14 protein-coding genes and 1 tRNA gene are annotated in these 23006 nt (G+C 45.2%); 11 read left to right on the top strand and 4 right to left on the bottom strand.

Annotated features, from left to right (window positions below):
* Positions 1-276: 276 nt before the first annotated feature.
* The 8 genes from ACMH5P_RS01280 (at position 277) to ACMH5P_RS01245 (ending at position 16189) form a co-directional block, all read left to right on the top strand.
* Positions 277-981, top strand: a complete 705-nt coding sequence (locus ACMH5P_RS01280) for a hypothetical protein (RefSeq protein WP_459492506.1) — start codon at positions 277-279, stop codon at positions 979-981.
* 50 nt (positions 982-1031) lie between these two features.
* The gene (locus ACMH5P_RS01275; RefSeq protein ID WP_459492505.1) at positions 1032-8741 is read left to right on the top strand and encodes a hypothetical protein; all 7710 of its coding nucleotides are present in this window, start codon (positions 1032-1034) and stop codon (positions 8739-8741) included.
* A 77-nt stretch (positions 8742-8818) separates the two neighbouring features.
* Positions 8819-9793: a tail fiber domain-containing protein gene (locus ACMH5P_RS01270; RefSeq protein ID WP_459492504.1), complete on the top strand. Its 975-nt coding sequence runs from the start codon at positions 8819-8821 to the stop codon at positions 9791-9793.
* A gap of 7 nt (positions 9794-9800) precedes the next feature.
* Positions 9801-11153: a fibrinogen-like YCDxxxxGGGW domain-containing protein gene (locus tag ACMH5P_RS01265; protein ID WP_459492503.1), complete on the top strand. Its 1353-nt coding sequence runs from the start codon at positions 9801-9803 to the stop codon at positions 11151-11153.
* Positions 11153-12955 carry a tail fiber domain-containing protein gene (locus tag ACMH5P_RS01260; protein WP_459492502.1) on the top strand — a complete coding sequence of 601 codons (1803 nt, stop codon included), beginning with the start codon at positions 11153-11155 and terminating at the stop codon, positions 12953-12955. Before ACMH5P_RS01265 ends, ACMH5P_RS01260 begins: the two co-directional genes overlap by 1 nt.
* Entirely contained in the window at positions 12948-13592 is a 645-nt protein-coding gene (locus ACMH5P_RS01255; RefSeq protein WP_459492501.1) for a hypothetical protein, read from the top strand. The genes ACMH5P_RS01260 and ACMH5P_RS01255 overlap by 8 nt, the downstream gene beginning before the upstream one ends.
* A gap of 61 nt (positions 13593-13653) precedes the next feature.
* Positions 13654-15060 carry a PA14 domain-containing protein gene (locus ACMH5P_RS01250; RefSeq protein ID WP_459492500.1) on the top strand — a complete coding sequence of 469 codons (1407 nt, stop codon included), beginning with the start codon at positions 13654-13656 and terminating at the stop codon, positions 15058-15060.
* Position 15061: 1 nt separating this feature from the next.
* On the top strand, positions 15062-16189 hold the full coding sequence (locus ACMH5P_RS01245) for a hypothetical protein (RefSeq protein WP_459492499.1): 1128 nt from the start codon (positions 15062-15064) through the stop codon (positions 16187-16189).
* 183 nt (positions 16190-16372) lie between these two features.
* Here the strand turns inward: ACMH5P_RS01245 and ACMH5P_RS01240 are convergent, their stop codons facing one another.
* The 3 genes from ACMH5P_RS01240 to serC are packed head-to-tail and all read right to left on the bottom strand — an operon-like array spanning position 16373 to position 19061.
* Positions 16373-16753 carry a DUF3237 domain-containing protein gene (locus ACMH5P_RS01240; RefSeq protein WP_459492498.1) on the bottom strand — a complete coding sequence of 127 codons (381 nt, stop codon included), beginning with the start codon at positions 16751-16753 and terminating at the stop codon, positions 16373-16375.
* Entirely contained in the window at positions 16753-17997 is a 1245-nt protein-coding gene (locus ACMH5P_RS01235; RefSeq protein ID WP_459492497.1) for a flavin-dependent oxidoreductase, read from the bottom strand. The genes ACMH5P_RS01240 and ACMH5P_RS01235 overlap by 1 nt, the downstream gene beginning before the upstream one ends.
* Positions 17994-19061, bottom strand: coding sequence for a 3-phosphoserine/phosphohydroxythreonine transaminase (gene serC / locus ACMH5P_RS01230; RefSeq protein ID WP_459492496.1), 1068 nt, complete (start codon positions 19059-19061; stop codon positions 17994-17996). Before serC ends, ACMH5P_RS01235 begins: the two co-directional genes overlap by 4 nt.
* A 61-nt stretch (positions 19062-19122) precedes the next feature.
* On the opposite strand from serC, the gene ACMH5P_RS01225 reads away from it, so the two are divergent.
* The gene (locus ACMH5P_RS01225) at positions 19123-20373 is read left to right on the top strand and encodes an NRAMP family divalent metal transporter (protein ID WP_459492495.1); all 1251 of its coding nucleotides are present in this window, start codon (positions 19123-19125) and stop codon (positions 20371-20373) included.
* Between the two features lie 157 nt (positions 20374-20530).
* On the opposite strand, the gene ACMH5P_RS01220 is transcribed toward ACMH5P_RS01225, so the two are convergent.
* Positions 20531-20604 (bottom strand) — tRNA-Ile (locus tag ACMH5P_RS01220).
* Between the two features lie 110 nt (positions 20605-20714).
* Here ACMH5P_RS01220 and ACMH5P_RS01215 point away from each other — a divergent pair.
* On the top strand, positions 20715-21965 hold the full coding sequence (locus ACMH5P_RS01215) for an HD domain-containing protein (RefSeq protein WP_459492494.1): 1251 nt from the start codon (positions 20715-20717) through the stop codon (positions 21963-21965).
* Between the two features lie 16 nt (positions 21966-21981).
* On the top strand, positions 21982-22995 hold the full coding sequence (lpxD, locus tag ACMH5P_RS01210) for a UDP-3-O-(3-hydroxymyristoyl)glucosamine N-acyltransferase (protein WP_459492493.1): 1014 nt from the start codon (positions 21982-21984) through the stop codon (positions 22993-22995).
* Positions 22996-23006 lie beyond the last annotated feature (11 nt).

Genomic DNA, 23006 nt, shown 5'->3' with positions numbered 1-23006 from the left:
TTCTTAACTCTTAGTTCTTAACTCTTAGTTCTTAACTCTTAGTTCTTAACTCTTAGTTCTTAACTCTTAGTTCTTAACTCTTAGTTCTTAACTCTTAGTTCTTAACTCTTAGTTCTTAACTCTTAGTTCTTAACTCTTAGTTTTTCCTTCCCAAAACGCAAATGTGTCCGAATTTCGAAAACTCGGACAACCACAACCGTAAAATTAATTTTGCTTGCATATACTATGGTAATTTTGAATCATGGAAAAAACCCATGCAATCAAGATTCCGTAAAAATGACTAAAAAAATACTTCTGCTTGCGCTGATTGCGCTTTTTGCATTCGATGTAAAGGCCCAACACTGGAAATGGGATGTGGGCTTGAACAGTACCAAGTACCAGTTCAAGGGGATCACCGGTAACCAGGTCGACTTCTTGAAGCCTACTGGGGGTATGCATGCCTCCTTCCGGTACAACAAGGAGCTAGTCGATACGACCAACCTGATTTCGAAGTTTTCGAAGACGGCCATCTTCTTTGGCAATCACCAAAAGCTTGCGAAAATCGCCAGCTTATTTCGCTATGAGGTGGGTCTGAACCTGAACCAATTCAACGCGACCGGCGATATCCAAAATATCATCTTGAACTATCAAACCAACTTCGCGGGCATCACAGCCGGCTTTGGTCCCGAAGTAAGAATCTACAAAGGCTTCTCCATTGCGGTGCAAGGGAATGTATCCGCCCAAAAGATGTTGACTGGCGTACAAACCCAAATCAGTAATTCCAAAAACATCAATTACGATTTGTCCGATAACGAAAATTTCAATCCCGTACGTGTCATGTTGGGCTACACCGTGGAGATCCACAAGCTACTCTTCGACAAAACTTCCATGTTCGTTCAATACCAAAAAGGCACCACCCTACACGGATGGATCGAGGGAAAAACAAGTTTAAATTTTGCACCTACATCAATAAGCATTGGCCTTAAAATCTCCAAATTCTAAGGTCTCCGTTAACAATTAGTTCTTAAAATACCACCCCGAAAGGGTTTAATATGATGAAAAAATTAGTTCCATTAATTGTTCTCCAGTTAAGTTTATTCGCCGCATTCGGCCAGAAGAAAGGACTTAATTACCAAGCCGTCATCCTCGATCCCAAAACGATCGAAGTTCCCGGAATCGCTGTCACCGGACAGCCGCTCTCCAACGGCAAAGTATGGGTCCGCTTCAGCCTAAAATCAACTGCGGGGATTGACTACGAGGAAACCCAACAAACCACGACGGACGAGTTTGGTTTAATCTCCTTGACGGTAGGTACCGGTATCCCAACCGCCACTTCGAAAGCCAAAATTTTCGATTCGGTGCTTTGGAACTCCGAACTAAAAACGCTCATCGTAGCCGTGAATTTTGACGGTGGAACGAAATACACTGAGGTAAGTAATCAGAGCCTCAACTACACACCTTATGCCTTGTATGCAGAGAGTGTGGACTATAAAAACGTCCGTGATTCACCCAAAAATTTAAGTCAATTCAATAATGACTCCGGATATTTAGTTCCCAAAGATCTCGATCCCTTGAAGAGCAACATTGCTAATAACACGAAGGCAATTGCCGACAACCAAGTGACCAATGAAGGTAAATTTTTAGTCGTAAATCAAACCATTGAAGCCTTAGACAAGAAAGTCAAAACGGATATCACGAACATCAACAATACCCTAACGGATCATGACAGTCGGATTAACAACAATGCGGCCAATATTACGAATACAACCAATAATTTAAGTTCACAGATTGGTCAAGTCCGTAACTTGACAGAGGCAACAGCCAATACGGTGAACAACTTGGGGACTACCTACGAATCAGCGGGTAATAAATCTGCAGCGACCAACTTGGGTGGCGGAAATCCATCGGATGTCCTATTCCCTACCCAACGAGCAGCGAAAACCTACATTGACAATGCCGTTAGCATTGCCGTAGCCTCAGGTGCACCTGATGCGACCACCTTGGCATCTGGTAAAGTTCAATTAACGGGTGATTTAGGGGGTACAGCCACCAACCCAACCGTACCTGGTTTGGCCAACAAAGAAAACATAAACAACAAATCGACAAACGTAGTTGCAGATGGGTCTTCAGATACAAAATATCCATCCGTGCGTGCGATCAAAACCTACGTGGATCAAGCTACCTTGGGGATCGCTCTACAAGCAACCGTGGATGCGAAAGCCGACAAAAACTCCCCTGTATTCACAGGAACACCATCATTACCTTCCGGAACGACGGCGGTAACGCAGAGCCCGGCCAACAACTCCACAGCCATCGCAACAACAGCCTTTGTTCAAGGGGCCATTGCCTCGGCAACCATCGTGGATGCCGATGCGAATACGAAAGGAAAGATTCAATTAGCCGGTGATTTGGGCGGTTCGGCGGCAGCACCAACTGTTCCTGCATTGGCGAATAAAGAAGATGTTTCCAACAAATCGACATCGACAGCTTTAGGTACGAGCAACAGCTTATACCCGACTCAAAACGCCGTAAAAGTTTACGTAGATAACCAAGTAGCTGCTGCAACGATTGCAGATGCGGATGCCAACACCAAGGGTAAATTGCAGTTGGCCGGTGATTTAACAGGTACTGCCGCTTCCCCTGCCATTGCCGCAAGTGCGGTAACCAGTGCGAAGATCGCCGATGGAACGATCGCTACAGCGGATATCGCCGACAATGCCATTACAACGGCAAAAATCACGGATGCTAATGTAACCGATGCGAAAATTGCCACCGTTTCAGGGTCTAAAGTAACAGGTAATATTTCGGGTAACGCGGCCAACGTAACTGGAACCGTGGCTATCGCGAATGGCGGTACGGGTGCGACAACGGCAACGGCTGCCTTGACGAATTTAGGCGCACAAGCTTCTGCAAATTTATCGACAGACATCAGTGCCGACGCAGCCTCCTTGACGAAATACCCAGCCGTAAAAAGCATGAAGGATTACGTAGACAACTCGGTAGCCGCTGCGACGATTGCCGATGCAACGACAAGTTTAAAAGGTAAGATACAGTTAGGGGGTGACTTAGCAGGAACCAACTCGACTGCTGCCTCACCGGTTATTACGGATAACGCCATCACGACAGCAAAAATTAATGCCGACGCGGTAACCAGTGCCAAAATTCTAGATGGAACAATAGCTACAGCAGATATTGCAAATGCTAGCATTACAAATGCCAAAATATCAGGACCTATTTCCATTGCTAATGGAGGTACCGGATCAGCGACCCAAAACTTCGTTGACCTGACGACCAACCAAACTATTGCCGGAACTAAAACCTTCTCCTCTACCATCACAGGTGACATCAGCGGAAACGCAGGAACAGCGACTACTTTGGCCACCGCAAGAAACATCTATGGCAATAGCTTCGATGGTTCTGCAGCCTTGACGGGTGTAATTGCGTCAACCTACGGAGGAACAGGAAATGGATTCACCAAAATCACCGGACCAACCACCTCAGAGAAAACATTTACTTTACCAGATGCATCTGCCACAATCTTAACGAGCAACGCAGCGGTAACCATCGCTCAAGGTGGTACGGGGGCGACAACGGCAGGTGCTGCATTAACCGCATTAGGAGCTCAAGCTACGGCTAACTTAAGTACCGATTTAACTGCTGATGCAGCCTCTACGACCAAATACCCATCGGTAAAAACCATCAAGGATTATGTAGATGCTAGCGTGGTTTCCGCGACACCAGATGCAAGTACGACAACGAAAGGTAAGATTCAATTGGCCGGCGATTTAACCGGAACAGCCGCTTCGCCTGAAATCGCTGCAAGCGCGGTGACCACCGCGAAGATCAACGACGGAGCTGTTAATAGCGCTAAAATTACGGATGGAACTATCGTGAATGCCGACATCAATGCCTCGGCTGCCATTGCGGATACCAAATTAGCGATAATCTCAACAGCAGGAAAAGTAAGCAATTCCGCAACGACCGCAACAGATGCCAATACGGCTTCTGCTATTGTAGCCCGTGATGCCAATGGAAACTTTACCGCGGGTACGATTACTGCGAACGTAACGGGTCTGGCGAGCAAGGCGAGCAACATCAACGGCGGTGGCTTGGGCGATATCCCCTACCAATCTGCTGCGAATACGACATCACTGTTAACCGGATCCACTTCATCAACGAAACAATTTTTAACCCAAACAGGAAACGGTTCTACTTCAGCCGCACCGGCTTGGGCGCGCGTTCAAACCACAGACATCAGTGATTTGGGGGGTAATGTGGGAACATTCTTAGCCACACCAACGAGTGTGAATCTAGCGAATGCGATCACCAACGAGACGGGTACGGGAACCGTCGTGTTCAACACCTCTCCTACCTTAGTGACACCTACCTTGGGTGTAGCATCAGCAACCAGCGTTGCCTTTGCCGGAGCAACCTCAGGAACAGCTACCTTGGCAGCACCCGCCGTGGCCGGAACAACAACGATTACACTTCCGTCGGCAACAGGAACCTTGGCTACCTTAGATGGTACCGAAACCTTGACGAACAAAACATTCACTTCACCCACATTTACCTCACCAGCTTTAGGTACTCCGGCATCCGGTGTTTTAACCAATGCAACGGGATTACCTTTAACAACAGGTGTTACGGGAACTTTGCCAATTGCGAATGGAGGTACGGGTGCAACAACAGCAACTGGCGCCTTGACAGCTTTGGGTGCTCAGGCGAGTGCTAATTTAAGTACAGACATTTCCGCGGATGCCGCATCTACCAGCAAGTATCCAGCCGTGAAGACGATTAAAGATTACGTGGATGCCAGCGTAACATCAGGTGCGCCGGATGCAACGACTACTGTCAAAGGTAAAGTTCAATTGGCAGGTGACTTAACCGGTACAGCCGCTTCTCCTGAAGTTGCTGCCAATGCCATCACGACAGTTAAAATCATAAACGCAGCAATTACTTCAGCTAAAATAGCGGATAGTACCATCGTTAATAACGATATTAGCCCATCGGCTGCCATCGTTGATACCAAATTAGCGACGATTTCGACGGCAGGTAAAGTAAGCAATTCAGCCACAACGGCTGCCTCTGCTAACACGGCATCGGCCATTGTCGCAAGAGATGGAAGTGGTAACTTTAGCGCGGGAACCATTACCGCCGATTTAACGGGTTTGGCGAGCAAAGCGACCAACATCAACGGAGGTGTTATTGGTGCCATTCCCTACCAAAGCGCTGCCAATACCACCAGCTTATTAACAGGTAATACAACTGCAACCAAAAAATTCCTCACTCAAACCGGTGATGGTACCGCAGCTGCTGCGCCCGTTTGGGCAGGCGTTGCTGTTTCGGATATTACCGGAACCTTGCCGGTCGCTAATGGAGGTACGGGTGTAACGACCGTAGCGGCCAATTTGGTTTTCGCAGGTCCTACATCAGGTGCCTCAGCTGCAGCTCCAAGCTTCCGTAGTTTGGTGGCGGCCGACTTGCCTTCAGGTTCGACGAATTACGTGATCAATGGCACGACGCAGCAAGCGAGTACCAACTTCAACATTAGTGGAGCGGGTACGATTGGTACCGACTTAACGGTAACCGGAAATGCAAGCATTGGCGGAACCGCAACCATCACGGGTGCTACAACCCTATCAGCCTTGACAGCTTCGAAAGGTGTATTTACTGACGCGTCTAAACGCCTAACGAGCACAGGAACTTTAGGAACAGACCAAGGAGGTACAGGCATGACATCCTTCAATAGTGGAGGTGCCATGTACGCAACGAGTACATCGGCATTGACGACAGGTACCTTGCCAACCAGTGCCGGGGGGACAGGATTAACATCTTTCACGAGTGGAGGTGCCTTGTACACAACAAGTACAACGGCAATAACATCGGGAACTTTACCGGTTACAGCTGGAGGAACGGGATTAACAAGTTTAACGGCAGGCCGAATTCCCTTTGGAAATGGTACAAGCGCTCTTGCAAATAGCGCCGATTTATTTTGGGATAATACCAATTCCCGCTTGGGTATCTTAACCAATAGTCCATCCACAACCTTCCAGATTGGAGGGGAAACAGCAGAGAATTTGAAATACTATGTTGATGGCAGTAATAATAACACCTTCAAATTGGGATATCGTGCTACAGGCTGGTTGATGCGTGCCGGAACCAATTCAGGTGTCGCAACGGATTTGAAATTTGCTTACATGAATAGCAGTGGTACAAATGACTATTTCACCGTTAGTAGTTTGGGTGGAGCTTCCGTTACAGGTAATTTCAATGTTAGTGGAACAGCCACTGCTGTATCAGGATCATTTACTAACTTAGATTTAGTGAATGGTGCCATACATTACCTTGGTACAGAAAACAAACTCGGCATTTTCACCTCTGCACCATCAAGTAAATTTCAAATTTTTGACGATGGTGCTGGTGATTTTCCATTCAAATATGATGCCGATGGAAATGGAGGAACTTTATCGTTAACCTACCGTAATAAAGCATTCAAAATAATGACGAACCAAAATAGTGGTGTGTTAGAAAACATGACCTACTATTATAACAATGGCACGACTGATACACAAATCATGCAATTAACAAATGCAGGTCAAGTCCGGATTCCTGCATTAATTTTGCCTACTGGTGCTGCAGCTGGAAAATACCTGACTTCTGATGCCAATGGTTTAGCTACTTGGGGAAGCTTAAGCACGGCAAGTGCAAGTGCTTCCGGTCTATTAGCTAGTGCTGATTGGTCAACATTCAATGGCAAGCAAGCGGCTTACACGAATTTAACGACGATTGGTTCATTGAGTAACGGGGCTGGATTCTTGAAAAACACAGGAACGGGAACATTTACCTATGCTAATCCTGCTGTGTCTGAAATCACAGGATTAGGAACAGGCGTTGCAACCTGGTTGGCCACGCCATCCAGTGCAAACTTTGCCGCAGCAATTACGGACGAAACGGGAACGGGATCAGTTGTTTTAGCTACCTCTCCTACTTTAGTCACTCCTACCTTAGGTGTAGCTTCCGCGACTTCGGTAGCATTTGCCGGATCAACATCAGGAACAGCCACAATTTCCGCACCAGCGGTAGCGGGTACGGGAACAGCGATTACCTTGCCAGCGGCATCAGGTACCTTGGCGACTTTAGCGGGTACGGAAACATTAACAAATAAAACCTTAACCTCTCCTATATTCACGGCACCCGCTTTGGGAACTCCGGCATCCGGTGTGTTAACGAATGCAACAGGCTTACCGTTGACAACAGGTGTGACAGGCACCTTACCAATCGCCAATGGTGGTACAGGAGCGACGACTAAGGCAGCGGCATTTGATGCTCTATCACCGATGACAGCTTCGGGAGATATCATTTACGGCGGGGCGAGCGGTACCGGAACGCGTTTGGCGAAAGGAACCGATGGTCAAGTATTAACATTAAGTTCTGGTATTCCGGCATGGACAACTTCTTCAGCAGTAACAAGCGTTGGTGCGATTTCAGGAAGTTCTACAGCAAATGGAGCTAGTATTACTTCCAATGTATTAAACCTTGCTCCAGCCGACGGAACTAACGGGGGTGTTGTAACAACATCAGCTCAAACCTTTGCCGGAATTAAAACATTTGGGAATACAACCAATGCGAGTTCTACCTCAACTGGTGGAGTAATCGTTTCAGGTGGATTAGGGGTAGCCAAAACATTATACGCGGGTGAAGACAGTTACATTAACGGTCTAAAAATTGGAAAAGGAGCTTCTTCACTTGTTACAAACATTGCGATAGGTACATCAACATTAGCAGCGGCAACAACGGGAGATAAGAATGTTGCGATGGGTACAAATGCGCTAGCAGCAACGACAACAGGTGCTGAAAATACTTCCTTGGGTTACAATACGATGGCTGCAAACACGGCTGGTGCTGGAAATACGGCAGTTGGAAGTAATTCCTTAACCGCTTTAAATAATGCAACATCTACGAATGCTTTACGAAATTCAGCCTTTGGCACTAATAGTCTTACAGCCTTAACATCAGGAGCTTATAATACAGGGTTAGGGTCAAACGCATTAGGTAATCTAACAAGTGGATCAAGTAACGTTGCTTTGGGTAATGAAGCCGGGCAATTAATTACAGCAGGAACTTCCAATACTAGTATGACTGGCGGTGTCATCATCGGTGCAGATGCTCGTCCCGCAGCAAGTGGTACGACGAATGAAATTGTCATTGGCTATCAAGCGCGTGGATTAGGTTCTAATACTGCGGTGCTTGGTAATAGTTCAACAACAATAACTTCATTAAATGGAGATGTGCTTATTGGCACAACTACAGATGGAGGTTCTCATAAACTACAGGTAACAGGTGACACAAAACTAACTGGGACATTAACCATTACAGGAGGAACGCCTGGTTTAGGTAAGGTATTAACCTCGGATGCGAATGGATTAGCATCTTGGTCGAACAATGGTGGCGGAGTATTGAGTAAAACTGCCAATTATACCATTGCAACAACCGATAACGCAAATATATTAGTGTTCTCAGGGTCAACAGCTTCTCAAACAATTACCTTACCTAGCGCTGTAACCGTAGGTGCTGGTCGGGAAATCACAATCAAGAATATTGCCAGCGTGTCAGTGAATGTTGGTTCCGCCGGTGGATATGTTATTTCTGATAGTTCAACTACAACAGCCAATACTTTAGCTATCGGTATTGAACCATCCAATAATTGGATTAAGGCAATCTCGGATGGTACGAATTGGATTATTCTACGCGCATTATTCTAATCCTAATATCCTTTGGGCTGTCCCATCAGCTCAAAGGATTTGTTCTAAAATGAATTAATGTCCAAACGTGACATACGATGTTTAAAAAGATACACATACAACTGATTACTTGCTTCTTGCTCTTATCGGGTTCCGTGTGGGCGCAAACGGGTATTGGGACGACAAGTCCGGCAAGTAAATTGCATATTAAATCGAATGGAACAATTCTTCGATTGGAAGGTTCTGACCATGCCTACCTGGAGCTATATCCACAAGGCGCTACAACCCGATATGCCTATTTTGGTTATCCGGGTGCGGCATCAACGCAGTTGACCTTTATGAATCAATTTAGTACGGGGGCTATCGCTTGGGGGACCAACAATATTTCGCGGGTGTTTTTGACATCGAGTGGTCAATTAGCCGTGGGAACCAGTGTGGGTGTTTCTACCCTAACAGTCGGTTCCGCAGATGGCACCGTACCTGGCGAAATAACGCTCAATCCTACAGCTGCTACGAATGAAGGGGGCCAATTAATCTTTAAAAAATCATTGAACGGAGGAACGGTCGACTGGATCCTTGATCAGTACGGTACCACGACATCGGATGCTCGTTTGCGAATTTTTGCAGGAAGTAATGAACAAAATGGCCTAATCATCAAGGAGAACGGGTTTATAGGCATGGGAAACATTGACCCTAGTGTTCGTTTACAAGTTAGTGGCGACATCATCGCAAACTCGATTGCGGGTTCATCGGACGCGCGCTTTAAGACGAACGTCAGCGCGATCGCCAATCCCTTGGAAAAAGTCTTGCAGTTACGTGGAGTGAATTTTGACTGGAATCAAAGCCAGTTTCCGGAGCGTGCTTTCTCCTCCAAGCGGGCTCTTGGATTTATCGCACAAGAGGTAGAAAAGGTATTGCCGGAAGTGGTGGAGACAGAGAAGTCGGCGGATGGCTATAAAGCCGTCCAATACGACAAGGTGGTTGCGCTTTTAGTCGAAGCCATCAAGGAACAGCAAAAGCAGATTAATCGCCTTCAGAAACAAGTCAAGCAACTTAAAAAGAAATCAAACTAGCGTATCAATGAAAAGATTCCTTGTTTTTCTTCTTTTCATTCAGGTATCCAACCTGCTTGCCCAAAGCTCGACGAACAGTGCGGGGTCGGGTATCTTTACCAACTCGGCGGTTTGGACGAGTCCCCGTGATTTGACGGGAACGGCTAACATCCAAAATGGACATACCATTTCCGTACCCGCGGGACATACGGTGTATGCGGATAAGATTACGTTTACAGGAACAGGAAAATTAACACTGACCAATTCGACGAGTAAATGGGTTCCGTCGACGAATTTAAATGCATCACCCCAATTAAATTCGTATAACTATCAGGCGAATTGGTCTGCATCATCCGTTTGGCAAGGTGAATCATTTAATTTATCGCATAACACACCTTGGATCGATTCATACCAAGGGTGGTCGGCGGGTACTTGGAATGCGAACAATTACACAGACTACCTCCAATATGATTTACAGAGCAACTTTTGGATACAGGGAATTATGACCCAAGGTCGGGCCAATAGTGCTCAATGGGTCACAAGAGCCCGCGTAGAAGTAAGTCCAGATGGTATCAATTGGGTAGTTGCCTTGGCTAATAATACAACATTAAATAGTGATCAAAATACCAAGGTAACGAAAATATTTCCGCGCGTTATGTTTGCACGCTATGTCCGAGTATATCCACAGGAAGTTTATGGTTTCGCATCCATGCGTCTAGGTATTTTATTTCGAGATTATCACCTGCGCTCCTGCAATGAAATACTAACTAAATTTCCCGGAGCGGTTTCGGGCGTCTACCCAGTTGACCCCGATGGTGCAACCGGTGCAAGTCCTACGACCACGTGCTATTGCGACATGACAACCGACGGAGGTGGCTGGACCTTGGTATTAAATTACTTACATCAGGGAAATACGAATCCAGCTTTGGCTGAAAAAACGACTTCCCTTCCCTTGCAGGGATCCACAACCTTGGGCACAGATGAATCGGCCAGCGCCACCAACTGGGGACATACAACACCTGCTTATTTGTCTAAATTTCCTATAAATGAAGTAAGGTTTTATGCCAAAACATCAGTTCATAATCGAGTTATTCATTTTAAAACAACCCATTCCAATACAATCAATTATTTCAAAACAGGAACAGGGAGCATGTCAGGTATTTCATCAAATTATACCGCTTTGAGTGGCCATTCGGCATATCTCCCACAAAGTACCGCGAATTACTTTACAGATCAAACAAACTTAGCAATGACTAATTTTCCCTTTTGGCTAAATGGAACTTACCATTGGGGGATTAAAGGATCTGGTAATCGTTGGGAAGTAGATGATTTCCCGAATAACTTTTCATATAGTACTCATCATCAAATTTGGATAAGATAATGCGAATTTTAGCCATCCTATTCTTATTGGTAATTACATACAATTCCTATGCCCAAACAGGTATTGGGACAACAGCCCCTGTTAATAAATTCCAGGTGGAAACAACCACGGCAGATCCAGCCACTTCGGGAACAGCGGCCAATGGAAACTTGCGATTGGGCGGGCTATCCGTGAATCATGTCTTGGATTTTGGCCTAAGCTCTACTTCAAACTTTGCCTGGTTACAGGCTAGGTCCAAGTCGGCCTATGGAACCAACTACCCTATTGTCCTTAATCCGAATGGCGGGGGAGTTGGAATAGGTACATCCTCCCCTTCTTCTACCCTAACGATAGGGAATGCGGCTGGAACCATAGGTGGGGAAATCATTTTAAATCCGACCACCACACAATACGAAGGAGGACAAATTGTATTCAAAAAATCCTTGGTCGGGAGCACGGTCGATTGGACGATCGACCAATATGGGACTACAGCTGTGAACGCTCGATTTAGGATATTTAATGGGGCAAGTGAAACTAATGGCATTGCCATTTTAGAAAACGGGAATATTGGCATGGGGACTGCCGTTCCTACGGCTAAACTAAATTTAGTCGGCGGAGGAATACGAATTTTTGATGGATTTGGTAATAGTACCGCAAGACCTGGCTTGAATACGAGCACCATAGGAAATTATGAGATTAGAGGAGTAGGCGCCGGAGGAGGTTCTACCCAAGGCGATGGGTATGATGATGGTTTTTTACGCTTGTCGGCAGGGGGTGGAACAAATTCAAACACCCAAGCATCGATTGATTTAAGCGGATATTCGAATGTGGCTGATATGGGCAGTAATATTTTGATGCGAACAGCCGGAACGGAACGGTTTCGAATCAATGCCGATGGAAAAATAGGCGTAGGTACTTCAAGTCCTTCCACCATGTTTCACATTCAAAATGGAAATGCCATTGGTTCAGGGGATCCCGGAAATAATACGGTACCTAGTATTTACTTATATAATACCAACTCCGCATCTACCTCTGCTCATTCCATAATGTCAATTCGAACGAATGGTAGTGGTGGTGGTAACCCTTATATATCATACGATATTAGTGGCATTAGAGGCTATTCCATGGGTATCGATAATGCAGATTCGGATAAATTCAAAATTATACCTAATTGGAGTTTTAGCAATATCAACACGCCAATGTTAACGATTGATAGTGACTTACGAGTTGGCATTGGAACGGCATCACCTTCGCGTAGATTACACGTTCAATCCAGTGATAACACGTCGGTCTATGTAGAAAGTACCACGAGCGATAATAATGGGATGGTGATATTCAATGCAAACACAGATCAAAACTGGGGACCTAACTTTCACGAGTTTTTGATGTTTCAAAAACAAGGAAATACAATCGGACAAATTATCGCTGCAAGTAATGGCTCCGCTGTAACCTATAATACCAATTCAGATTATCGCTTAAAAACTGATTTGAGAGACTTTAACGGACTTGATATTATAAATAAAATTAAGACCTATGATTTTGCATGGAAAGAGAATAGCACAAGAATGTACGGTGTTATGGCTCATGAATTACAAGAAATCTTACCTTATGCCGTTGCGGGAATTAAAGATTCTATTGATGTAAATGGCAAAATGATTCCCCAGGGTGTGGATTATGGAAGAATCACACCAGTTTTGGTCAAGGCTATCCAAGAACAAGATGAAACAATTAAAAACCTAAAAAAGGACAAGGAGCGTTTGGAGCAAATGCTGAAAGAAATTCAAGAACGCTTGTTGAAATTGGAAAATAAAGGAAATGAATAAAGGACTATTTATAACGCTGTTCGGGCTAGTTATTTCCATTACGAGCCTTGCTCAAACGGGAATTGGTACGACGACACCCAATGCATCTGCCAAGTTGGATGTGTCAGCAACTGATAAGGGATTCTTACCCCCACGCATTGCCCTAACCGCTTCGAATGTAGCGTCTCCAATAACCTCACCCGCCAACGGTTTATTGGTTTATAATACAGCGACGGCCGGATCTCCACCCAACAACGTTATACCTGGATATTATTTTTGGAATGGGAGTGCTTGGATAAACATGATAGGCTCAACAACCTCAAGTACGATTACGGGCAATGGTACAACAAGTACGATCGCTAATTTTGGTTCGGTCATCAACGAACAGACATCCAATTATACGTTAACAAATATAGATAACGGAGAAATTGTCATCATTAATAGTTCCAGTGCTACAACGATAACTGTACCGTCACTATCGGTGGGTTTCAATTGCTTAATTGTTCAGCGTGGCACGGGCCAAATTACAGTGACCGGATCAGGTGTGACGATCAATAACCGCTATGGATTTACGAAAACGGCTGGCCAACATTCCATTATGACCTTGGTTTGTATTGCAACCGGTGTATTTATTGCCTCAGGGGACATGACGAATTGATATGAAGTTCGTAATTACTATGTTTTGGGGGATATTTTGTGCTTTCATTAGCAAAGCGCAAATGTTCGCGCCCTACCAAGGGGCGCAGAATCAACCCAAAATTCAATTTGATTATTGGATTTACAGTACACATGCCGGAAATGGTAATACCTCGCAATACCTATTAACGCCCAATAGCAAAGCTGAAATGGATAAATTATTCAATACGAATAATTCCAATTCTACCCTCTTTCGTTCTGGTCGGACGAATTCCACTCGAATCTTAGATTGGCTAAACACTTCTGATTTATCATTAATCGGGCTAACAACCCCTAATTCGGGACTGTATTTTGCCATGAAAATCCAAGGCACTTTTATCCCTACGGAATCGGGAAACTACACTTTTTCCTTAGAAGCAGATGATGCGAGTGATTTGATCATTGAGGGAACGACGGTAATCTCCACCTATTCCGGACAAGCCGTTACTCCCTTAGGGACGCGAACAGGTACCCTTTCCGTGGTGGCGGGTCAAAAATATCGCTACGAAATACGGATGCAACAAGGAACGGGGGGTGCCGCAATGCGATTCTATTGGCGTTCTCCGACGCAATCAGCGGTTCCAACAAGCTTTACGAGCGTACATCCGACGAACACCTATTTTGCTGCATGGACACAAAATTTGGAGGAAATGGTCACGATACCGGATCGAGATGGGAGCACCGCAGCGAAAGCCGCACCGAGTGCTAAATACCTACAAACAGCATTCAACAATACGACGGATGGGGTCTATTGGATCAATTTACCCATCGTGGGCCCTACCCAAATCTATTGCCTATTGAGTAACACCATCAATGGAGGCGGTTGGATGATGATGATGAAAGCTACTCGAGGAACGACATTTTCTTATGATAGTTCCTACTGGACAGCCGTCAATACCCTAAATCCAAGTGCCACCAACCGAAATGATGGAGATGCCAAGTTTAATGCTATGAATTACTTTTTTGCGAAGGATATGATGGCATTATTTCCTGATATTCCATCAAATTATGGTTCTAGCAATACAGGTGGAAGTATTAATTTGTTGAGCAACTATAATAATTGGTGCTGGTTACAAAATAATTTTAATAATGGTGTTCGAATCACTCCCATACAGTTCTTTGCGAGTGCCAATAAACTATTTTTCGGCGATGCATCCTCCTTTGCAGGAAAGGGCACCGCTTTTTCTGCACAATCCGATGTTCGTTTTTACGGATTCAATTACATTAATGCAAGTTCAACTGCCAAAGTTCGTTGGGGGTTTGGCTGGAACGAAAACGGTGGAGGCCTTTATCCCGGAGGAGAACAAACCTCCAATGACGTGTCGGGAGGAATAGGTATGTCGGGATTATTTAGCACCAACATCAATTATTCCGCAGGAGATCAGTTTTCTTGTTGTGGGACAAATGTTGGAATTAATCGCTCGGCACGGGTGGAAATTTATGTTCGATGATATGAAGAAGATTTTATTTATTCTAATGCTTGTGTCTCCCTATGTTTTTGCCCAAACGGGTATAGGAACTACTACTCCTGATGCCTCGGCTAAATTGGACGTGAGCGCGAATAACAAGGGATTTCTTCCTCCTCGCGTAACCTTAACGTCAGGAACCGATAATTCCACAATACCCAATCCTGCGACGGGTTTATTGGTCTACAATACGGGCAATAATCCCAATTTGGTAGCAGGTTATTACTATTGGAATGGAACCAATTGGGCCACAATTGCTACGGCTACAGGGTCTGGTGTAAGTTCTTCTTTCATGCGTGGAACTCGAACAGCAGGCCAAACAACAGGCTTAAGTACGAACGGATTAGTGGCATTTACCCAAATAGACCAAGTGGCTGGACAAGATATTTCCCTAAACACGAGCACGGGTCAAATTACCCTAGCGGCCGGTCGTACCTATCGTCTACAAGCGCAGGTACCTAATTTTCAAACATCAAACTCAGATGCCCGACCGCAATTTGGCTGGTACAACGAAACAACAGGAGCCTATATTGGTAGTGCTTCTGCCTCTTATTCAGCCGCAAGTTCAGCGGGATGGGGGGCTACTGGAGGATTATCGGATGCCGTAATTACAACATCGACACAAACCGTGGTCTCCTATCGAATAATACAAACTTTTAATACAAATCAGTTGGGAGGCAGCGGAGATTTCTCCACGACAGGCTCTTATCCCTGGTTTACGATTGAGGTAATCTCCGGTAATCAACCAATTCAGCCAGATAGGATTGCCAAATTTGTGGATGCGGGGGTACCGGTAACCTTTGGCGATATCCAAGTTCAGATGACAACCTCAGGCAATCGGAGTTTACATATCCGAACAACTGGGACAAGTTTCACGGGAAGAGTATCCGCTTACACGACCTATGCAGGAGGTTCATTCACCTATTTTTCAGAAATCAATCAGACCATTAATTCAACTTTCGCTTACCTTGGGACAACATGGAGTTTTGGTGGAGATGGAGCGGTAGCAGTATATTATTTACGGGATACGACGAATAGTCGGTTCTATCGAATTACGTTAATGACAGGGGCAGGTTATTTGGCCAACATGATTTCGATTGAAAAATTGATTTAGATTTTTTCGAGAAATCCTATTATTTGTAGAGACGCGATACCTCGCGTCAAAACCCAAAAAATGTAGAGACGCGATACTTCGCGTCTAAACCCGACGATACCTCGCGTCTAATGTCCAACGACTAACAGACGCGAAGTATCGCGTCTAATGTCCAACGACTAACAGACGCGAAGTATCGCGTCTCTACAATACCGCATAAAACGAATGACTCACTACTCCACCCACTTTCTGCCCATCAGCCAGAAATAATCGATTATTCACCCAAGCATACCGCGGATCCGTAGATTCAAAACGAGCGAAAGTCCGCATATAAGCACCATCACGAAGTCCGTCATTGGTTAAATAAATTAACGCTCCATCCGTTGTCTGCAAAGTATAACGCGTATTAATCTCCACGACACCGTCCCGACGAATATGTTGCCAATCGCCACCACCCTCTAGAATGGTACCCGATAAATCGTTGGACCAAAACCGTCCACCCATGACACGCACAATCCGACGGGCTCCTAATTCTTGTACTTCGCCTAATTCAATTTCAGCTTCCATAAACAATGTCAATTCCATTAGGCCTTCGCGTTTAAAGTTTCCACATCAAATCCAGCAATCTGCTTGTATTTAGCCATCACCTCCGCCAATTCCGCATGCGGTATTTGGCCTTCCTCAAATCCTGCTGGGAAGCGTTCCTCCATCAAATCCATGATAAAATCCGGTCCCTTTTGGCGATTTTGTAAAACGACTTGCGAGGTTGCTGGAACACGTTCCGCATCATAGGCCAATAAAGCTTTTTCGACATCCGGTTCACGCTTGAGTGCCAATGCCAACGCATCTGCATCCAAAATAGCTTGCGAAGCGCCATTCGAACCAATCGGGTACATCGGATGCGCGGCATCGCCTAATAAAGTCACCCGACCGAAGGTCCATTTCGGCAAAGGGTTTCGGTCCGACATCGGGAATTCGAATATGCCATCATTGGATCTTTCAATCATCTCAGGAACATCGATCCAATCAAATTGCCATGACTGATAGATTTCCAATAGTTGAGCCTTATCTACTTGTCGGTTCCAATCGCGCACTGTAATCTCCTTTCCTGATTCCTGCGTTAGATTAGCCACCCAATTAATCAATTGATTTCCATCCGAATCCAGGCTCGTGCTAATCGGATAAATCACCATCTTCTGCTTCATGGAACCAATCATCGCCATGGATGCCCCCGTCAAATAAGGTTTCATGCGAGCGGTTCCCCGATACAAGACATTGCCTGAAAACACCACTCCACCCTCATCGGGATATAATTTCTTCCGCAAGGTCGAATGTATCCCATCCGCCCCAATCAAACAATCTCCCTTTTCTTGCGCCACGACATCACCCGTCTCCCGATTTACAAAGGTCGCAATTACCAGTCCGCCTTCTTCTCGATAATCCTGCAGATGCGCATTGGACAATATATTTTGAGCACCAAGCACACGCGTTGCTTCCTCCCACAAGAGCATTTGGAATTTACCCCGATGAATGGAAAACTGCGGCCAGCGATAACCGGCATGGGTCCCGCGGGGTTCCGACCAGAAAAATTGGCCTTGTCGGTTGGCATAGACCAACTCCTCTGTCGCCACCGCAATCTTGGCAATCTTCTCCTGCAAGCCCAAATTCGTCAAAACCCGTACCGAGTGGGGCAATAAATTTATTCCAACTCCCAAAGGCGTTACCTCTTTCACGGATTCAAAGACTTTGACCTCATAGCCTTCTTGGTGCAATCGCAATGCGGTCACCAATCCACCTATTCCACCACCGGCAATAATAATTTTCATCATTCAGGTTTAAAATTCTTCATCAATTCCACTAAATAGGCTACACTCTCAATCGGCATTCCATTGTACATCGACGCACGGAAACCACCGACGGTTGGGAACCCTTTAATCCCCACCACATTATTTTCCGTCAAATATTTCAAAAACTGTGCATCAATTTCCGGGTTAATCCCACGAAAACACGCATTTAAAACCGATCGATCCTCTTTGACCGCGATACCCTCAAACAAGGGATTACGGTCGATTTCGTCGTAAATCAGTTGGCCTTTCGCTTTGGATCTGCGTTGCATTTCACGTAAGCCACCTTGTTCTTTAATCCAGCGAAGCATCAAGAGTGCTACGTAAACAGGGAAGGTTGGTACGGTATGATAAAGCGATTGGTTATCGATGTGCGTACGATAGTTCCAGATGGTTGGGATTACCCGACCGGTATTTTCGGGGAGAACTTTCGTATTGACTAACACGCAGGTAATCCCCGCTATTCCAAAATTCTTTTGCGCCGAGGCGAAAATGATGCCAAAGCGATCTAAATCGAGTGGTTTACTCACAAAATCCGAGGTCATGTCGGCGACCAACGGGATATCCACCTCCGGATATTGATGGTATTGTATGCCTTCAATGGTCTCATTGGAAACAACATGCAGGTATTTTGTATTCGCAGGTAAAGACCATTCCTTTGGAATTCGGTCATATTTCATTTCGCTAGCTGAAGCTAACACTTGGACTTGGGCAACTTCCTTAGCCGCATCGATGGAACGCTGTGCCCAAAAACCGGTATCCACTATGGCCATGGAATCATTTGCACCCAATAAATTCATGGGAGCTACCGCCAATTGACTACTCGCACCTCCCGGCAACCATAGCACCTCAAAATAATCAGGTAATTGATATAATTCTGTCACGAGGGCCGTGGCCTCTTCGATAATGGCGGTAAATTCGGAAGCTCGGTGGCTGATTTCAGCGATACTTAAACCGGATTGATTGAAATCGAGAAGAGCCGCAGCGGCTTGTTGGAACACAACCTCCGGCAAGGTCGCAGGTCCGGGGCTAAAATTATGTTTACGCATAACACGAAAATAGGAAAATATCACTAAACTGCGTAATCATTGCAGAAAATCAGTAAAAACCATGGGCCTAAGCACAAAAATCAAACGATTCTGGAAAACCATTGGACCCGGATTGGTGACAGGTGCGAGTGACGATGATCCATCGGGCATTGCGACCTATTCGCAGGCAGGTGCGCAATTTGGCTTGATGACACTTTGGACGACGATTATCACGATACCCTTGATGGCGGCGATCCAACAAATGTGTGCTCGAATCGGATTGGTGACTTCGCAAGGCTTAACGGGAACTTTGAAGAAACATTATTCTAAGCCGGTTCTTTATGTGATGTTGGTATTTAGTACTCCTGCCATTGTCATGAACGTTGGGGCAGATATCGCAGGCATGGGAGCCGTGGGTAATCTCTTGTTTCCACAGATCGAGGCATCCTATTTTAGTGTAATGTTCACGATCCTTTTATTGGGGCTGATTATCTACCTGCCTTATCAAAAAATTGCCAGCACATTGAAGTATATGTGCATTGTGATGTTGGTGTATTTTGTGGTTCCTTTTTTATACAAACAGGATTTTGGGCAAATTGTGAGCGCCACGTTTATCCCTAAAATCGAATTTACGAAAGAGTACTTGGCCATCTTGGTGGGCATACTTGGTACGACGATTTCCCCTTACTTATTCTTTTGGCAGGCATCCGTCGAGGTAGAGGAAATGCAGCACAAGCACCGGCATATAATGGTGAATAAGCGCATCATTCATGCGATGGAAAAGGATGTGGATTTTGGGATGGGCTTTTCGGGCTTGGTGATGTATTTTATCATATTGACAACGGGGACTGTACTTTATGGAGCAGGCATTCACCAAATCGATACGGTAGAACAAGCAGCCATGGCTTTGAAACCTTTGGCGGGCGATTTGGCATACGTTTTATTTGCGGTAGGTGTCATCGGGACGGGCTTGATTGCGATCCCCGTTTTGAGTGGTGCGTTGTCTTATATCTATTCCGAAACCTTCGGTTGGGAACAAGGCCTCGATAAAAAATTCCATGAGGCCAAGGGCTTCTATGTCATCATTATGATTTCACTCTTGCTGGGTCTCTCGATGAACTACATCGGCATAACCCCCATTCAGGCCTTGATTTATACGGCTATCCTTTATGGCGTCACAGCGCCGGTGTTAATCGGGATCATCTTACACATCTCGAATAACAAAGAAATCATGGGTGAGTACACGAATTCGAGGTATTTGAATGCCATGGGTGGCATCGCGCTGGTCTTGATGGCCGTGGCGGCGATTGCGCTGGGGGTGCTTTATATATAATCCAATTCATAGTGACGCGGATACCTCGCGTCTAAACCCCAAAACTGTAGAGACGCGATACCTCGCGTCTAAATTCCTATGACTAACAGACGCGAAGTATCGCGTCTCTACATTCAGAGATAAAAAAGACACCCACCTTTTCAGATGAGTGTCTTCGTGGACCAGCATGGGCTCGAACCATGGACCCCCTGATTATGAGTCAGATGCTCTAACCAACTGAGCTACAAGTCCGCATTAGATTACGCTAATGTGTTGCAAAATTAATTAATTATTGCTTTCGAACTAATATGGAATGAATATTTTCTAAATTTAAGGCTTGAAAAAACGTTAGCAACCGGCGCATGTTTCCAACCAAAATCATCAATGATCCCATTTACGGATTCATTAAAATCAATAACCCTTTCATCCTCAAACTGATTGATCATCCTTTCGTTCAACGGTTAAAGCGAATCAAACAATTAGGCCTCGCCGAATTTGTTTATCCTGGTGCGCATCATACGCGCTTCCACCATGCTTTGGGTGCGATGCACCTGATCGATGAAGCGCTGAACAACCTCAAAGCAAAGGGCTATCAGATCTCCGACGATGAAATGGAGGCCGCCGAAATTGCCATTTTATTGCATGATATCGGTCACGGACCCTTTTCACACGTATTGGAATATACGCTATTAAACCACGTACACCACGAAGAGATTTCGAATCTAATCATGGAAAAGCTCAACCAACACTTTAATGGTCGTTTGAGCCTTGCCATTTCCATGTTCGATGATTCGTATCCACGGAAGTTTTTTCATCAATTGATTTCGAGCCAATTGGACGTTGACCGACTGGATTACTTATCCCGCGACTCCTTCTACACGGGTGTTCGAGAAGGCTTTATTGGTTCAGAACGTCTATTAAGTATGTTGGACCTCCAAGACGAAACTCTTGTCATGGAGGAAAAAGGGATTTATTCAATCGAGAACTTCTTGATGGCGCGCAGATTAATGTATTGGCAAGTATATCTGCACAAAACAGCCATCGCTGCGGAAACCATGTTGATCCAGATTCTTCGTCGGGCCAAAGATTTAATCGCACAAGGTAAAAAGCTTACCTGTTCAAAAGCCTTGATGCTTTTCTTAAAGAAGGAATATACCTGGGAGGAATTCACGGCGGATCCCAATTTATTATTGGCCTTCACTGATTTAGATGACCACGACGTTTGGGCAGCGATAAAAACCTGGAAGGATGCAGATGATAAAATACTTTCCATGTTGTGCAGCCACTTTTTGAGTCGGAAATTATTCACTTGCAAGCTTGGAAGCCAACCCCTCCCTAAATCTAAACGTACCGAAATTTCCGAAGAGATTAAGAGCAAGTTGAACATTAGTGATGAGGAATTATCCTATTTTGTTATCGAAGGTTCTACGAGTAATTCGGCTTATGTTCAGGGAGATAACACGATAAAAATCGTCGATAAACTAGGTCAAGTGGTCGAGTTAACTGAGGCATCTGACCTACCTACCATTCAAGCGCTCAGTAAGATTGTAAAAAAATACTACTTTTGTTGTCCAAAGAGCGTATATTTGCAAGGCGAACTGAACACGCATTAAATTCCCAATACCCTATATGAAGTTTACCGTTGACCAAATAGCGACCATCATTCAAGGAGCAGTAGAAGGCGACGGAACACAATTCATCACGGGCTTCGATAAAATTGAAGAGGGAAAACAAGGGAGTATCTCCTTCCTATCCAATCCGAAATACGAATCCTATTTATACGACACCCATGCCACAGCGGTTATTGTTGCGGCTGATTTGGCCTTAAAATCGTCCGTTAAAACAACGCTAATTCGAGTGAAAGAGCCCTATGTGGCCTTTACCATCTTGTTGCAAAAGTATCAAGAGATGATGTCTGTTCGGGAAATAGGCATTCAAACTCCCTCTCACATTGCTGCAGGGGTCGCTTTAGGAAAAGATTTGTTTGTTGGCCGATTTACGAGTATTGATGCGCATTCCAGTATCGGAAATAACAGTAGCATTCACAACCAGGTGAGTATTGGCAAAAACGTCCAAATCGGCGAGAATTGCACGATATTTCCGGGTGTCGTCATATACAATGACACGGTCATTGGCAACAATGTGGTCATTCATTCCAATGCCGTCATTGGTGCCGATGGTTTTGGGCATGCACCCCAAGCAGATGGAACCTACAAAGCCATTCCGCAATTGGGAAATGTTGTTATCGAAGACGATGTCAGCATTGGAGCCAATTCTACCATCGACCGCGCAACGATGGGTTCCACCTTTATTCGTAAGGGTGTTAAGATTGATAATTTAGTACAGATTGCACATAATGTAGAAATAGGCGCGAATACCGCCATTGCAGCCCAAACGGGTATTTCTGGTTCTACCAAAATTGGTGAAAATTGCCTCATCGGCGGTCAAGTGGGTGTTGCGGGGCATTTAAGTATAGCTCCTAGAACCATCATCACCGGACGTACAGGAGTCACCAAATCCATTAAATCACCTGGTCAAACGATGGGTGGTTTCCCAGCTACGAACAATGCGGAGTATTTAAAGCGCGCAGCGCTGATTCGCCAATTGCCGGAGCTGTTTGAAAAGATTAATAAAATTAAATAGGCTTACCCTTT

Source organism: Aquirufa sp. 5-AUSEE-100C1 (assembly GCF_054558655.1).
The sequence above is the reverse complement of the archived record's forward strand: the minus strand, read 5'-3'. Positions and strand labels throughout refer to the sequence as shown.